The 16,307-nt window shown below is 50.3% G+C and carries 12 protein-coding genes; 3 read left to right on the top strand and 9 right to left on the bottom strand.

All coding sequences use genetic code 11. The annotated features are described in order from the left end of the window. Positions 1-15 precede the first annotated feature (15 nt). Complete coding sequence (gene ccoG, locus D0C16_RS17360; RefSeq protein ID WP_151033523.1) at positions 16-1,431, bottom strand: cytochrome c oxidase accessory protein CcoG; 1,416 nt, start codon at positions 1,429-1,431, stop codon at positions 16-18. 108 nt (positions 1,432-1,539) lie between these two features. Beyond that, on the bottom strand, positions 1,540-2,001 hold the full coding sequence (locus D0C16_RS17365) for a PACE efflux transporter (protein ID WP_225318735.1): 462 nt from the start codon (positions 1,999-2,001) through the stop codon (positions 1,540-1,542). 111 nt (positions 2,002-2,112) lie between these two features. On the opposite strand from D0C16_RS17365, the gene D0C16_RS17370 reads away from it, so the two are divergent. Next, positions 2,113-3,042 carry a LysR family transcriptional regulator gene (locus D0C16_RS17370; protein WP_151033524.1) on the top strand — a complete coding sequence of 310 codons (930 nt, stop codon included), beginning with the start codon at positions 2,113-2,115 and terminating at the stop codon, positions 3,040-3,042. On the opposite strand, the gene D0C16_RS17375 is transcribed toward D0C16_RS17370, so the two are convergent. Beyond that, positions 3,026-4,516 carry a radical SAM protein gene (locus D0C16_RS17375; RefSeq protein ID WP_151033525.1) on the bottom strand — a complete coding sequence of 497 codons (1,491 nt, stop codon included), beginning with the start codon at positions 4,514-4,516 and terminating at the stop codon, positions 3,026-3,028. The two genes, D0C16_RS17370 and D0C16_RS17375, sit on opposite strands and share 17 nt — an antisense overlap. A 478-nt stretch (positions 4,517-4,994) precedes the next feature. Here D0C16_RS17375 and D0C16_RS17380 point away from each other — a divergent pair, with 478 nt between their 5' ends. Then, a complete protein-coding gene (locus tag D0C16_RS17380; protein WP_151033526.1) occupies positions 4,995-6,686 on the top strand; it encodes a cellulose binding domain-containing protein in 1,692 nt (563 codons plus the stop codon). Positions 6,687-6,844: 158 nt separating this feature from the next. Here the strand turns inward: D0C16_RS17380 and D0C16_RS17385 are convergent, their stop codons facing one another. Continuing rightward, positions 6,845-8,950, bottom strand: a complete 2,106-nt coding sequence (locus D0C16_RS17385; protein ID WP_151033527.1) for a TonB-dependent receptor — start codon at positions 8,948-8,950, stop codon at positions 6,845-6,847. A gap of 322 nt (positions 8,951-9,272) precedes the next feature. On the opposite strand from D0C16_RS17385, the gene D0C16_RS17390 reads away from it, so the two are divergent. Beyond that, positions 9,273-11,270: a methyl-accepting chemotaxis protein gene (locus D0C16_RS17390; protein WP_151033528.1), complete on the top strand. Its 1,998-nt coding sequence runs from the start codon at positions 9,273-9,275 to the stop codon at positions 11,268-11,270. Here the strand turns inward: D0C16_RS17390 and D0C16_RS17395 are convergent. The 5 genes from D0C16_RS17395 to D0C16_RS17415 form a co-directional block, all read right to left on the bottom strand. Next, complete coding sequence (locus D0C16_RS17395; protein ID WP_151033529.1) at positions 11,267-12,115, bottom strand: DUF4824 family protein; 849 nt, start codon at positions 12,113-12,115, stop codon at positions 11,267-11,269. The two genes, D0C16_RS17390 and D0C16_RS17395, sit on opposite strands and share 4 nt — an antisense overlap. Beyond that, positions 12,112-13,182: a DUF2157 domain-containing protein gene (locus tag D0C16_RS17400; protein WP_151033530.1), complete on the bottom strand. Its 1,071-nt coding sequence runs from the start codon at positions 13,180-13,182 to the stop codon at positions 12,112-12,114. The genes D0C16_RS17395 and D0C16_RS17400 overlap by 4 nt, the downstream gene beginning before the upstream one ends. Before the next feature lie 79 nt (positions 13,183-13,261). Continuing rightward, positions 13,262-14,068 carry a Cof-type HAD-IIB family hydrolase gene (locus D0C16_RS17405; RefSeq protein WP_151033531.1) on the bottom strand — a complete coding sequence of 269 codons (807 nt, stop codon included), beginning with the start codon at positions 14,066-14,068 and terminating at the stop codon, positions 13,262-13,264. A 64-nt stretch (positions 14,069-14,132) separates the two neighbouring features. Beyond that, positions 14,133-14,924: a nucleotidyltransferase domain-containing protein gene (locus D0C16_RS17410; protein ID WP_151033532.1), complete on the bottom strand. Its 792-nt coding sequence runs from the start codon at positions 14,922-14,924 to the stop codon at positions 14,133-14,135. 153 nt (positions 14,925-15,077) lie between these two features. Next, a complete protein-coding gene (locus tag D0C16_RS17415) occupies positions 15,078-16,136 on the bottom strand; it encodes a hypothetical protein (RefSeq protein ID WP_225318736.1) in 1,059 nt (352 codons plus the stop codon). Between the last annotated feature and the right edge of the window lie 171 nt (positions 16,137-16,307).

A 16,307-nucleotide genomic window follows, 5' to 3' on the forward strand; every position in this document is an offset into this window, starting at 1 on the left:
AAAAGTTCATAAAAATTATTGTGCCGGATACATAAAGTTAGCCGCTTCCAGTGTAACCAGATTAGGCGCTGAATGATTGATTAATTCGAAATCAAAATGAATCATGCCGGCCTCTTTGGTGTGCACAGGTTTCATTTTTACTGTTACAGGAAAATCGTAAACTTCACCGGCAGCGAGCCTAAAGTGATGGGTGCGCGGTAGCGATAAATCGTCTGCATTTTGCAGCTGCAAAGTGTATTCGGCAGGCTGTTGGGTTTTGTTGGTTACTTTCATGCGATACACATTCACAATATCGCCGTCACTGGTGTAGCGATAAAGCACGCTGCGATCTTTCACTACACTCATATCCACCAGCTCACGCGCATTCAGCGATACCACGAGTGCGGCGAACATAATTACGATCAACGCACTGTAACCCCATAAACGCGGGCGCAAGATTTTTTCCGGCTCACCGGCAAGGGCTGCTTCCGAAGTATAACTGACCAAACCGCGCTCATAGCCCATTTTATCCATCACCTCGTCACAGGCATCAATACAGGCGGCGCAACCAATACAATCCATTTGCAAACCATCGCGAATATCAATACCCGTCGGGCAGACTTGCACACACATATAGCAATCGATGCAGTCGCCCAAGCCGAGCGCTTTAGGGTTGTCCGTTTTTTTGCGCGAGCCTCGGGCATCGCCGCGTGCGCTATCGTAAGCAATCACCAGGGTATTGCGATCAAACATCACGCTTTGAAAGCGCGCGTAGGGGCACATATGCAAACAGACTTTTTCGCGCACCCAACCAGCATTTACATACGTCAAGGCTGCAACTATACCCACCCAGATGGCGCTGCTGCTCAACCATTCGAAGTGCGCGAGGTTTTGCACCAATTCGCGCACAGGCACAAAGTAGCCAACAAAGGCGATGCCGGTGGCAAGGCTCATCAATAACCATAAAAAATGTTTGCTGCTGCGCTTAAAAATTTTGGCACCGGAGAGCGGTGTATTTTGTAATTTGATGCGCTGGTTGCGATCACCTTCGGTTAAATTTTCAGCCCAGATAAACGCCCAGGTCCACACACTTTGCGGGCAGGTGTAACCGCACCAGACGCGCCCCGCCACCATGGTGACGGCAAATAACAAGAGCGCGCCGATAATCATCACCAAGGACAGCAACATAAAATCCTGTGGCCAAAAGGTAGTGCCAAACACATGAAACTGGCGGGTTTCCAGATCCCACAATACTGCCTGGTGACCATTCCAGTTCAACCAGGAGGTGCCAAAAAACAAGAGCGCCAAAAAACCTGCACCGAGCAGTCGCAGGTTGCGAAAGCGACCGGTAAAGCGGCGCGTGAAAATCTTACCGTCGTGCACGCCCAGGTTGGCGGGAGTTTTATCGGAGGACAAATTTTTGGTGGGAATTAGCAGGGGGGAATTGCTCATAGTGGCCTCATGCGCAGTTAACTGCAGACAGGGTCACTATGCGCGTGAATCTGTACTGAAAACAGATTCAGTTTCTTCTAAAAAAACCGGATCAGATGGCGATTCAGATTAACTTGCCAGAGCCTCGGCCGACCCCGGCAGGCCAAACACCCGGTCAAAGGCCCAGGTAAATACAAAGGTGTAAACCAGGAAAAACACCAGAAGCCGCAGATCCATTAGCAGGGCTTGCCAGAGGCCGATGCTGTACCACCAAGCCACCAGCGGTACTAGCAGAACCAGCAAGCCGCTTTCAAAACCCATTGCATGAGCAACGCGTACGCCCAGGCCGCGGCCGGATTGGTGGCGGCGCGATTCCCAGCGTTCGAACAGGCCGTTGAATACCAGATTCCAGATAATGGCAACCGCCGAGGCCGCAATGGCTAATCCGAGCGACTCTGCGGCCCCCGCGCTGCTCATGATTTCCAGCAGTATGGCGGACAGGAGTATCGCAATAAATTCGTACAGGCCGACATAAACCACCCGGCGTTTGGTGCCGTGTAATCCCTCCAAGGGCATTTCTACCGGTTTCATAATTACCTCATTGCCGGGTCATTTGAATAATCGGCAGGCATTTTTAGCGGTTTTGATTGATAGGAAAAGTTGGCTAATATCAGTAAAACTGAAAGATGCTAGAGGTGAGCGATGAGTGGGGTGTTTAACTCAGAGACAGTAGCTGTGTTCTTGGCGGTGTTAGACAGCGGTTCCTTTTCTGCGGCGGCGCGCCAGCTGGGGCGAGTGCCTTCGGCAGTCAGCATGGCAATTGCCAACCTGGAAGCGGAGTTGGATCTGGAATTGTTTGATCGGGGTGGACGCGAACCAAAACCAACGGCTCAGGCCCTGGCGCTGGAACCACAGGCGCGCCTGCTAATCGCCCAATTGCAGCAGCTCAATACCCAGGCACTGGAATTGAGTCAGGGTCTGGAAACCCGGCTAACACTGGTGATCGCACCGGAGCTGCAATCCACTCCCTGGGTTCGCCCTTTGCAGGTATTGGCCCGGGAACACCCTTCACTCGAGGTACAGATAATCACCGCGCCGCAGACCGATGCGCTGCGCTTCCTCCATGAGGGCGGCGCGCAATTGGCACTGGTGTTCCAGCGGCCAGCAGCGGACGGGCGCGAGAGTTTTCAGGAGGTAGGCCGCGAAACCCTGGTGGCGGTGATCGCGCGCAAACATGCGGTGCTGCAGGAACTATCCCCCACTGGCCAAATAAACGATCACCAACTGCGGCCTATCCGCCAAGTGATGGTGGGTAGCCGCAGTCAGGATGACAGCAATGCCCCCGGCGGACCCTTTTGTATTACCTCGGAACACTACTGGCGCGTCGATCACCCCGAGGCGGCGTTGCAAATGGTTCTAGCCGGCCTAGGCTGGGCCTGGTTACCCCGCGCTTTTGTCCAGCCTTACATCAACGGCCAACTGCTAGCAGAGCTACCCATCGCCAACTTCACCAACGGCGAGGAGTTGTGGATCGACCTCGTTTGGTCGCGCGAGCGACCCCTGGGTTTGGGAGGGCAGCGGTTTGTCGAGTTGATGGCAGAAGAGTATCGGGGAGCTACATCAATCCGTTGAACTGCTGGGCGGAGTCCATCAACGGCTTACGATTGATTTTATGGACTACCTTTAACAAGTTCACCTTTGCTCGACGATAAGCCGAGTCGCGCGCGGCGGGATATTGGTAACGTGCGCGTGCGTAGCGATAATCCCATTCGGGTTGTATGACATTTGGATATTTTTCTGGTCGACGCGCCATGCGCGTTTCGAAAGCTGTTCCCGGAATCGCCTTAAACCGCGACAGCTTAACCCGATCGATTGCGTCAAAATGCGTTGTGAGGAAATCAGCAGTCGCCTGCACATCTTCGGGAGTTTCCTGCGGATACCCGAGGATAACGGTAGTGCGCACGCTGATACCGCTGCTCGCTGCATCCCTCACAAATTGGCTGTTGCGCGCAACACTGGTGCCTTTGAGCATCAATTTGTTCAAGCGTTGGCTGCCCGTTTCAAGGCCGAAACTGATGCGCCTCAAGCCAGCAGAATAGGCGCGTTTAAGGGTTGCCAGCTCAAGTCCATTTTCTCCTTTAGCATCGACATGTACTGATGCTACCCAGGCTGCTCCGGGTACAACTATCTGAAAGTGTTCTATTAATCCGTACCAAATTTCCAAATCTGAGTTTAATTTGCTGTCAAAAAAAATAAAGTTATTGGCTCGGTAGCGGGTGGCTTGCGTCTGCAGCTCCGTCAATACCGATTCCAGATGGCGACTGCGAAAGGTGCGAGTACTGGCGGTGGTTACGTCGCTGCAAAACAGGCAATGGCCCCAGGCGCATCCGCGACCCGCCATCACCGGAATAACTCGATGCGGATATTCCTCCCAGTGAAAGTGGTCAAAATCCGGAATGGGTAAACGATCACCGAGCATTACTGGCGGTGCTGGTTGGCCGATCATCGTCACGTCCTGACGAAATATACCCGGGATATTCTGGAGCCCCTTACCTGAGATCAACGCCTGGGCCAGATCGCATACAGAGAAGTCTGCCTCACCACCAAAGATGGCGGTAACTCCATCAATTTTTAGCCACTCCTGCGCGACTTTGGGTTGGTTGTAGTAAGGGCCTCCCAACAGAAGGGGGAGATCGTGGCGCTTTGCCTCGGCGGCTAGTGCAACCATTATCGGGTAATACTGCAAGTAGCAAGACACCATAATGCCGTCAAAGCGTTTGCTGGATAATACTTCCTTGAATTGCGCTATCAGGTTACTGGTTGCGCGGAAACGCAGGCGATGATAGGTGTTGTAGATGAGTTCATTGGCCCAGTGTAGCAGGCGATTACCACTAAAAAAAATGCGTGCCACGGCGTAGTCAGCAAACGTTTCCTGCTGATCGCGGGCGAGGGGTTTCATGCCATGGGCGAGGGGGGAAAATACCTCTACCTGATATCCTCCTTGTTTTAGGGGGGCGGCCAAAGCGCCGATAGCCATGGTTGGGTATGGGGCTTCGTTGTTCAGGTCGATCAGCAAAATTCGTCGGTTTGAGGGTGATCCATTCATAGCCAGCTCCAGCGCAGATTATTGTTGTTCAGTGCAAGGTGGGTGTTGATGCGTCGACCGATTCTGCCGGTTTGGCTGAAAATTGCGAATACGTGACATTACAAGCCACTGCGGAAACCTATCCTGCAGTCGTCTGCTATCCAGTTCGGCACACTAATGCCATCTGAGTTAGCGTTAACAACCCATATAACCTTTAATCAGCCTGTGATTCGGTGCACATCTATGGCTGGATTTATTATCATATAAGTGTGAAAATGCGCCGAAATTGCTGCCTTTTAAAGGCTTAAGGGACAGCAGTCCTGCGAAGTTCGGGATTTTTCGAGTCGGTGGCCTGTATCTATACCGTTTCCAATTGTGGTGCCCGGGTAACAGCAGATAACAATAAGATTGCGCTACCAAACTTTTTTGATTCGCGAAAAAAATAAGCCTGGTTTCGGTCAATCCGTCTAACAACAAATTACTCCGGACGGAATTCATTATGTCTACACAATTCAAAACTACAGCTCCAGGTTTTACTCTCAAGGCGACTGCGGCAGCTATTGCCCTGGCGACTGGCTCTACCGCATTTGCAGCGGCCACTGGCGGTTTCTCTACCACCGATGGCGGCAGTGCTTCCGGTGCAAAATCTTTCACCGCCGCTACCTATCAGGAAATTAACACCATTATTGCCAACGCCAAGCTCGATGCGAATGGCGATAAGGTAACTGGCGGTGCCTATCCGGTCATCATTACTTATACCGGTAACGAAGATTCAATGATTGCGCAGATGATCAAAGACCACACGGTCGATTCCTCCGGCAACTGCCCGAATCCGCGCTGGAACGATGCCTATCGCTATGTGGAAATCAAAGAATTCACCAAGGGCGTTACCATCCTCGGTGCCAATGGCTCATCGGCCAACTTCGGTGTGGTGGTGAATAAATCCAGCAACGTGATTATTCGCAATATGAAAATCGGCGCGCTCGCCGGTGCCAACAACGATGCCGACATGATTCGCGTGGACAGCGGCTCCAACGTCTGGGTAGATCACAACGAATTGTTTGCAGTGAACAACGAGTGTAAAGGTTCACCGGATGGCGATTTGACTTTCGAAAGTGCAATCGACATCAAGAAAGAGTCACACAATGTGACTGTGTCTTACAACTATATCCACGACAGCAAAAAAGTGGGTCTCGATGGTTCCAGCAGCAGCGATATCGCGGGCGGGCGCGAAATTACTTTCCACCACAACATTTACAAAAATGTAAACGCGCGCTTGCCATTGCAACGCGGTGGCTGGACCCACATGTACAACAACCTCTACGACGGCATTACCGATTCCGGTATCAACGTGCGTCAGGCCGGTTACTCGCTGATTGAAAGCAACTGGTTCCAAAATGCCAAAAACCCCATTACCTGCCGCTACGACAGCAGCAACTGCGGTTTCTGGGATCTGCGCAACAACAACGTGAAGTCGCCAGCAGATTTTGCCACTTACAACATTACCTGGAGCAGTGGCGGCACTGTCGATGCAACCAACTGGACCACGACGGCGCCCTTCCCAATCGCAATTCCTTACAGCTATTCGCCGATGACACCCCAGTGTGTGAAAGACAAGTTGGCGACAGTGGCGGGTGTTGGCAAAAACGGTGCGACCCTGACCTCTGCGGTTTGTGGTGGCAGCTCAACCAGTTCATCTACTCCTAGCTCAACACCTGCAACTTCCAGCAGCAAGTCATCCAGCTCAATTGCAGCGACTTCAACCAGCAGATCATCCAGTTCGGTTGCAGTGACTTCTTCAAGCAAGTCATCCAGTTCAGTTGCAGCGACGTCGTCAAGCAAGTCATCCAGCTCGGCAGCGACGACTTCCAGCAAATCCAGCAGCAGTGTTGCAACCACTCAGGGTAATTGCAGCTACGTGATTGTGAATAACTGGGGCTCGGGTTTTGTGGGTGCGATTCGTATCACCAACAAAGGTACCAGTGCAATTAACGGCTGGAACGTGAGCTGGAAATACGCCAATGGCACCACCTTGACCGGCACCTGGAACGCGAACTTCTCTGGCAGTTATTCAGCGAGCAACCTGAGCTGGAACGCGGTTATCCAACCTGGCCAAACCGTTGAGTTCGGTTTCCAGGGCAACCACACCACCGCAGAAACACCGGTAGTGACTGGTTCAGTGTGTAATTAATTTTTTAACTAGGTAAAAATAAAAAAACCGATGGCGCGAGCCATCGGTTTTTTTATGCGTTATCTGTTGCTTTAACCGATTATGTAACTTCTTTAATCGATTGTTTAACCGAAGAAATACAAATTAAAAATCAATCAGCAATATTTTTAAAACAAACCCTAGAACGTACGCGCATAGCCCAAATTAACACTGCGGCCTACCCCGGTAAAGTTGCGAATATCGTTAGGGCTACTTTGTGAGTAGTAGGTGAAATAATATTCGTCGGTCAGGTTTTGAATCGCCAGTGATACAGTGCCATCAAAGGCCGCGATGGTTGCGCTCAAATCGTACGTGGTGTAACCATCGAAACTGTTGGTGATAACCCCGCTGCTATTTTTTACATCGCGATCAAACAAATAATTTGCTTGCAGGCGAGTGTCTATAGTGTTGCTCCAGCTGCGATCCCAACTCAGGTTTAATCGATCCGGTGAAATATTGGTGCCACCCAAATCAGAATCCACGCGGCCATCTTTATTGGAATCGTAACGCCCGGTTGCTTCGGCGTAACGCAGGCCAAATAAATCCAGATCTGTCGCTGCCCATGAAAGGGTAAATTCAATGCCATCGATGTTAGTTTTTTCGCGCTGCACAGTGTAAATACCATCGGCGTCGCGTTCCAAACGCTCACCAAAATCCGAGCCGGATTCGTAGTAACTCAACTGCGCGGTAATATCGCCTGTTTTAAATTCCACACCCAGCTCACTGCTTTCGGTGAGGATGGGTTTTAAATCCAGAAAACTTTCCACGCTTTGATTGGGGCGATTAATGGCGCGCAGCACGCGGCCCACATCGGGCATGGAAAAGGCTTCGGCGTAGTTAGCGAACACCCGCCAGCTTTCAGTGGCTTGATAGGTGCCGCCGTAGTTGTACAGGGTTTCTGAAAATTCCGGCGAACCACCTTCCACAACGCGACTGCCATAGGATGCGAGCGTGGTGAAGTCATCCACCTTGAGTTTGGATTTTTCGTAGCGCACACCACTGGTGAGTGTAAGTTTATCGATGCCGGTAAATTCTGCTTGCAAATAAGGCGCGGTATTTTCGTATTCGCTGGGCGGCACCCAGGCGCGGCCAGTTTGGATTAATTCCTGCCAGGTTTTGTCCTTAATTAAATCCACACCGTAAACAATATTCACTGGCAAATTGGCGAGCTGATCTTTCACTAGCGTAATTTTTGCGCCGACTTTTTCCGAATTATTTTGCGATTGGTCAATTAAATTGGGGCCGTATTTGGGATCTTGAAAGGTTGCCAATGGCACAGCTTCCGCACCGTAGGTTGCGGCAAAATCCTGGCTGAAACCTTGTACACGCAATTTGTGCCCGAAGAATTCATCGTTAGTGTAATTCACGCTAATTGCGGTCACTTCGTTGCGCGCGCCTTCACCGGTAATATCACCTTTGACTGCACTGCTGGGCGTTTGGGTGGACACTTTGCCCGGCACGGAAATCCAATTGTTTTTGTTTTCAATGTCGTAGCGATTCAGCATTAATTCGATGCGCTGGTCATCCCAATCAAAACCGGTTTTAACAAACCCGTTTACCGATTTGGAATCCATGGTATCGCCCTGGGTGTTGTCGGCGCCGATGATTTGGCCCTTGCCGTCATAAGCCACACCCATGTCGCGCAGGCTGATACTGGCAATCAGGTCCACATCATTATCAAAGCGATTGGAGAGGCTGTAGCTCATCGCGTAATCGGCGCTCTCGCCCGCGTCTTCAGTTTGGAATCCCGTGCTAAAGCGAATGCCCTGCTCCAGTTTGTCGGCTGGTTTGCGTGTGATCAGGTTTATTACTCCGCCGGCCGCACCCAGGCCGTGAATCGCATTGGCGCCGTGCAGAACTTCCACCCGTTCAATCACCACCGGGTCAATGGTATTTCCCTCGCGGCCGCCGTCGCGCAGCGGGTTGGATTGGGGAACGCCGTCGATCATATAAAGCGGCTTGCGTCCGCGCAGGGTTTCACCGGCGTTGGTCATCTTCTGGCGACTGGGCGAAAAACCGGGAATCAAATTACCCAGTACAGTAGACAGGTCATCCTGGATGGATAGCTGCTGTTCCAGCTCCGCCGGGCTAATTACCGTCACCGTATTGGGAATAGTGCTGAGTGGGCGTTCAGTGCGGCTGGCGCTGACAAAAACTTCTTCAACCGTATTTTCGGCGGCGACTGCGAGGTTGGGTAACAGTGCGCAGGCCACTAACAAAGGTGCAGGACGGGCAAATCGATACATCGGGCAATTCCTGTAGCGTGGGCGCAAAGGCGCCGGGAGAGACAAGCGGCGGGAATTCTAATGCCAATGAGAATTATTATCAATGGCGTATTTTTTTGCATTTAACTCCTCGAGCTTTTAAAGCGTTTGTCAAAAGGATGGCGATTTGCACAGAAATTAATCGCTCGCAAGCTCAGGCGTCAGTAATAAAATGACAAGTTAAGCGGATAAATGCAGTAAAAACGCGCCGAAATGACACAAAAACAGTGCGATGCCTGCGTAATTTGCTAACCCGATATTTGCTTATAAACTTGATGAACGATGAACGTCGGGTGCGTAATCTATGGGCAAATTATCCTTGCGGCAGCTATTCAGCCTTGTTGTTGGTGTGTTGATTATTGGTTTCCTATTGTTCGGCTACATCGCTTATTCAAAGCTTTCCAGGCTCTCGGTTAACGGGCCGGTTTATCAACAGTTGGTCACGGGTAAGGACCTGGTGGCCGATATTCTCCCCCCGCCTGCCTATGTGGTTGAGGCTAACCTGGTTGCCCTGCAGTTTGTGCTCAGTGAAACGGCGAATGAACGCGCGCTCTTGAGCGCTCGCATGGAAAAACTCCACGAGGAATTTTCAAGCCGTCGCGATTATTGGCAAGGTCAAGTACTGAATGAACCGCAGCGCAGGATTATCGAGCAGAAGCTGTTCCCCAGCGGCGAGCAATTTTTCACAGTTGCCCACCAGGCGATGACAGAAATCCAGCAGCAGGACGATGAGCAAACCCGCAAACTCGCGCTTGCCGCGATCGAAAAGGCCTACCAACTGCAACGCGCCGCCGTGGATGAATTGCTACAGGTAACACTGGTGGTTAATGAGCAAATTGAAGCCCAGGCAAAAACAGAAATCGCCGCGGGGTTCAGTTGGCTGTTATGGGTATTTGCCCTGTCGCTGGGGGTGGCTACTGCGGTTGCGCTATTGGCCTCGAGCCACATCCTCAGGTTGTTGGGAGCAGAGCCAGATACCGCTCAGCAAGTGGTACAGCAAATTGCCTCGGGCAATTTAATACTGGCCGTGCCGGCGGCGGCGGATGGCAGCCTCATGGCGGGTATTTTGTTTATGAAGGGGCAGATCACCGCCATAGTTCGCGCCATAGATACTATCAACCGCGAAATATCGGAATCCATTTATCACATTGGCCTGACTTCCTCGGAAATTGCTACCTCCACCCAATTACAGAGCAGCGAATCCAGCGCAGTGAATGCCGCTATCGGCCAATTTAACGAGCTACTGTTAGAGGTGAAAACCACCACCGAAAATGCCTGCGAAAAATCCCGCGCCGTGGAGCGCCAGGCGACCGAAGGGGTGAACTCCCTGGCGGATATCGTCAGTACCATGGATGACGCGGTAGAGAGCGTCGGTGTGTCCGAAACCTCGGTACGGACACTGGCCACGGCCAGCATGGAGATCAACAGCATAGTGTCCAGTATTAAAACCATTGCCGATCAAACCAATTTACTCGCCTTAAACGCCGCGATTGAAGCGGCGCGTGCGGGCGAGCAGGGGCGCGGTTTTGCCGTGGTCGCCGATGAGGTGCGCAGCCTTGCGACTAAAACCGCGCAGGCTACCGAGGTGATTCAAAAAATTGTGGATGACCTGAATACCAAAGTGGAGAAAACCCTGTCGGATATGGTCACCGTGGTGGATATAGTTAAACGTAGCCAGACCAAGGCGCAGCAAAACGTGGTCGTGATGCAACAGATGGCCGATGAAGCGCGCAGCTCCAGCCACATCAGCCAGCAAATTGCGCAGGTAACCGTCGAGCAAATTAGCCGGGTGCAATTTCTCAATGTCAAACTAAACGATCTGTTTAGTTCGATGAAAGCTAATTTCAAAACCCTGGATTTGATTGGCTCGATTAATGATGCCCTGAGTCGCACGGTGACGTCGCTGCAGGAAAAAATCGAATTTTTTAAATTTGAACCCGAAAAGCAGTTATTCGACCACCCCAACGACAAGCGCAAACATCCGCGTTACAAAAATGCCTTGTTCGTGAGCCTGCTCTTGCCAGAGGGTAAGCAATTGGCGCGAACCCGGGATTTCAGCAGTGGCGGTCTGTCGTTTTTTAGCAAGCAACCGCTCAACATCAAGTCCGGTGAAACACTCTTAATCAGCATTGCCCCACCGGCGTCCGCCAAGTCCCTGGGGATGAATCAACCGCTGACGTTAACCGCGCGCGTGGTGCGTACGTCGGTAGAGCAGGGTGAGCAGGTCTACGCAGTGACCTTTACGGATTTGGTTGGCAGCAACCAGCAGCTACTGGAGCAGCTGGTCGGCCACTATCATTAATTCAAACGGATTATCCAGGGCTCGCCGAAGCGGCCATAGGCGATGTTGGCGGTGAATTTCAGGGTCGACCGACTTTCCGCTTCCATCGGCAAGGCAGGTGCAAAATCTTTCGGAACATAAAGCGATTCCACGGCGAGTTTGCTCACGATTATTTCGTTGGTAAATTTCTTGCTCTTATCGCAATGGTTATAAGACAAATAAATTTCTGCAGGCACAATCAATAACTGGCCAGCAGATGTTGCCGCGCGTTTTTGTTTTGCAATTTCTAATAATTGAGGGTCGCTCGCGGCATCAATCACATAAAGCCGGGTGGATTCATTCTTTGTTTCGGCGAGCAATTTATCGGCATCGTCCCGTTTTTCGGCAAGTTCTTTTTCTGAATACGCGGCGTCAACTGTGCTTTGCAACCCATAAATAAACTGCCGGTGTTGCTCCACTTTTTCCAGGTAGTCGCTAAAACTTGAGCCGTTGAATTCTAATAAAACCCAGGCGGGCACCTTTGGACGTTTATTCTTTTCTTCACAGGCAGGAAAGCGAAAACTCGCAAAGTGTTCATTGCTCAACGTCAATCGGCTGCGGTTGGCCCAGCGCCAATAGTCAGAGTTGAGTGTGTCCGTACCGATTTCTGGTGTGGCCCAACGAATGCTCAAACGCCGGCTGGAATCTTCTTTTGCAAAACCATAATTGTTTGGCAGCGTCAGCTCGCGCTGGCTCAAGGTAACCTTTGCGACAACCTCGCTGCGGTTAACATAAACCTTGATTAAGATAAATGCATTAACCAGTAGTATGCAGCCTATTGCGGCGCAGACCAGTAATTTACGCGGGGTATACATAGTCTTGTTCATTGCTGGCTCCCGGTTTGTTGTACTTTACGCAGGCGATTAAAAATCACCAGCGCTAAAATTGCGGTCAAACCTACCACCAGGAAAAACAGGTACTTCGGCATCCAGTCCCACCACCAGTCAAAAAACTTGGTATACAAAAACAGCGCGAAAAATACATTGCCGGCCAACATTAACTGCGCGTTGCGTTGGCGCAAGCCATACACCACCAAGAGCGCGCTGGTGACAAATCCGGCCACTTGGTAGCAACCCTCAATAATTTCCACCGGCCATGGAAGGTAGCTCGGCCAACCCCAGTTAGACAGAATCAACACCGACGTAAAAAAGATAATTGTCGAAAATACTTGGTAAATGCTGGTAAAGCCGTGAAAGCGACTTTGATCCTGAATTAGTGGAAAGATAAAAAATAGTACCGCCGGAAATAAAAAGTGTTCCGGATTTTCACCAACGTAAATCCAGTAGCTACCCATCCAGGTGCCGAATTTCGCGCCCACAAAAATAGCAGTACAAATGATACCGGCAGCAATTAATAAACGCACTTGCAACAAGTAGGCAAGCAGAAACCCATAGAGTGCAAACACCGCAAATGCATTGGGCGACGGGGTAATATTGAAGATGCTGCCGAGCATAGAAATATTTAAAACCCAACTCACGAATGACACCAGCGCCGCCAGCTTGGCGTAGTAGCCAGAGCTGTCAACGCGGTTAATCCAAAGCGCCAGTGTCAAACTCAATATTGGTGCAGCAACCAATATGCTTACTTGACCCAGCGTATCGAAAAACCCCCAGTATTGATAAAACAGAAAAAATAAACTGGCCGCCAGTGCGCAAGCGCCCAGGAAGGAAACGATTTGCATGCCGAGTGATAAATGGCGAGCCCCATCACTCAGGTCCACATCCTGCGTGTGTTGCAATTCTTTGAGTAATTGATCGTGATATTGTCGAATTGCGGCTGCAGAAGAATCAGACAGTTTTAATAACCCTTTTTCCACCAGGTCTGCCTGCTCGGCGCGAAAGGCCCGCACTTGGTTGGCGCGGGCCTGCGCTTGATTTTTGGTAAGTATGTTCATGGTTATCCTTTTATTTGAACCCGACTATTCCTTGTACCTCAGTACGCAGCAAAAATCCACCGCCTCCTGGTCGCGGACACTAAAGTAAATTATCCATAATAAACCTCGCCACTCCATCCTCCTGATTAGGCTGTGCACGCAGGGCGGAGGGAAATAGCTGCTTTAATTTTTCGTTGGCGTTGCTCATGATTACGGGGTGGGCCACGGTGCGAAACATTTCCACATCGTTAAAGCCATCGCCAAAGGCCATCGCATTAGCCAGCGGTAAATTGAGCAGGCCCATCAATTGGGTGAGTGAATAACCCTTGGAAATATTTTGCGGCATGGCTTCCAGATAATAATCATCGGAAAACGTCAGGTGAATGGGTAGCGGCGGCAGTTGCAGGATTTTTGCTTTCACGCGCTGTAATTTTTCATGCTCGCCATAAAATAAAATTTTTAACGCGGGTGTTTCCAGCAGTTGTTGCAATGCAATCTGGCGATAAAAAAATTGCGATTGATCGTGAGCGCTTAGCATGGATTCACAGGGCGAAGTCACTAGCCATTCGGAATCGGTATACATATTCAAATGCACATCAAATTGTCCAGCGAGTGGCAGCAGGGCGGCGTTAACACTAAGTGGCAATACCGACCGATTAACCAGCTCGCCCGCGCTGTTGTGAATCATGGCACCGTTAGCCGTAATGGCTGCTATGCCGCCGCCCAGTTGCTCAATGTAAGCACGAATATCCTGGTAGTGACGCCCGGTGGCGATGATCAACGTGGCGCCGCGCGCTTTCAATTCCTGCAGCGTGCGGATCGTCAGCGGCGACAGCTCATGTTCATCATTGAGCAGGGTTCCGTCCATATCAAAGACAAAGGTGTGTACCTGATTAGCAAGGCTCATGGGTTACAGCTCCAAGGCGTTATAAAGGTGATTAATTTATTTTCGGCGGCTTAAACGGTGTCAATTAGCGAGCAATCAACTGCCGAAACAGTTTATTGAGCTGTTCAATATCGTAGGGGTTTTCAGATTCAGTTAGTTTTAGTTGATCGAAATGTGCAAGCGTCATTTCAATAAATTGGTTAAGCACTGGAATCGGTGCGGCAATTTCTTTTTCCTGACTGACTTTTTTGCGTTCCAGCAGTGCAGAAATTTCATCATCGATGATGGCGTTGTCTTCAACTAACGAGCGCAACTGATGAAATTCTATGGGTGCTGGCTGCTTGTTACTTTCAATCCAGACGCAGGATAAAAGTGCGCGCAAAATATAGAAATATTTCTTGATAACCACTGAGTCACTGTTGATGTGTGTACGATAATTATTTCGCGCCATATTGAGATAGTGATAAATTCCTTTCACTGGCGAGTAAATATCGGATATGAGCGCGCGTGCTGCCGGTGCAAATGCACCGTCGTCCACATAGACAATCGGCGATTGCAACCACTCCACGATACCGGGGTTGGATCGCCACAAGAGTTGCAATGCCTTGCGCAAATCCCAACCATTAATATCAATCTCGTCAACGATCGGGTATTCAATGACATCGCGCTTGTCTTCAAGGTTAATCGCCAAATACCAATCGCGCGGGTGTACATAAACAAAGCGCACATCGTAGTCGCTATTGGGCGACGCAAAACCCCAGGCGCGACTGCCGGATTCCACTGCAAACAAGACCTTGACGTTGTGCTCCTGTTCGGCGGCTTTTATACGTTTCAATATTTCACTGTGGATATGCGGTGCTATAGCGTCCTCATACATAGCGAACGGTTTCCTGTTGTGTTCAGATTAAATAAAGCTGGGGAGTGAATCATAGCGTCTCCCGCGCAATAAACCAAAACAGGAAATAAAAAACCACATCGTCGTACCCTGAGCGATGTGGTTTTTTGAATAATCGAGTGAATTTTTCAGGGGTTAAAATAACGGCCCGCAGGGAATCTTGCCTTTGCGCAGGGCGTGACCGCTGGTTTCCGAATCATCAACCCAAAAAAAGGATTTAGTATTGGCTACACATTCAGCGGCGGGGGTCATGGCAATACCTTCGTTGTTGATGTTCGACATGCTCGACGGACGTGAATAACCTTTGCGCACAATAAATTTACCGAAGGTTGTTGAGCCGATTGTCTTGTCGATACCTAACAAATGCGAGCGGTTGCTGCAGTTGTTATCGCAATAGGCCCAGAGTGCACCGCTATCCCAATCGAACGACAAATCCATGATTTTTGTATGGCCGCTATCAATAGTTGCCACACGCACAAACGTGGAGTCGGAATTCAGCGCGTAGGCGTAAATTTTTCCGTTATTTTCCAGGCCCACAAAAAACAAACCAGTGCCGTGCAAGGGATAATTCGCAGGGTTATAGCTTGCAGCAAAATGTTCATCGATAAAACCATTTGCTTGCAAATAGCTGTCTGGCACCCAGGCGATTGCTTCCAACCCCAAATTGGTTGAACTTACACTGGGCAAGTCCGAGGTTAAATTCCATTCGTGAGTGGCATTAATGGTAGTTGCAGTGCCGGTGGTGTCGTAGCGCAACACACTGAAACGATTCGAGCCGCTGCCATCGCGCTCGGTAGCGACATAAATATCTGTCGCCGATAATTCTGCTTTGGTAATACCTTCCGCATCGGGCGCGCCTGAGCCATTGGGGTAGCGCAGAGTTTTACCATTGCTCCAACCGTTGCTGGTACTTTTTACAAAGGTATTGCTGCTGCTATTCCACACCAGGTTGTAAAGTTTGGACGGTGAATTTTGCACTGCCCACAACACCGCTGTTTGCGAACCTGCAGCGGGTTGATAAAACAGCCCACTCATATTTTCGCCAAATACCGAGGAGCCATCCGCAGTTGTCACTGCCGTAGAATTTGGCCAGGTGTTATAAGTAATGGCAGAAGTACTAACACTCACAACAATAGCCGCGCAAAAACCAATTGCGTTAGCGATAGACGCTTTCAATTTTTTATTCAGAATCATCTTTAGGAATCCACAACGGATTAGCAATAGTAGCGGTGCGCTTCAATCCCCGCACACACCCGCCATTTGCGGCACACCTCCGTGTTATTCGCGCTGCGGATTCTAGGTAACGATTATGTCTGAATAGTTGCGGGAAAATGACAATATGAAGTGAATGCGAAATGGTTAATC

The sequence above is a fragment of the Cellvibrio sp. KY-GH-1 genome, assembly GCF_008806975.1.
In the GTDB taxonomy this organism is placed as follows: domain Bacteria; phylum Pseudomonadota; class Gammaproteobacteria; order Pseudomonadales; family Cellvibrionaceae; genus Cellvibrio.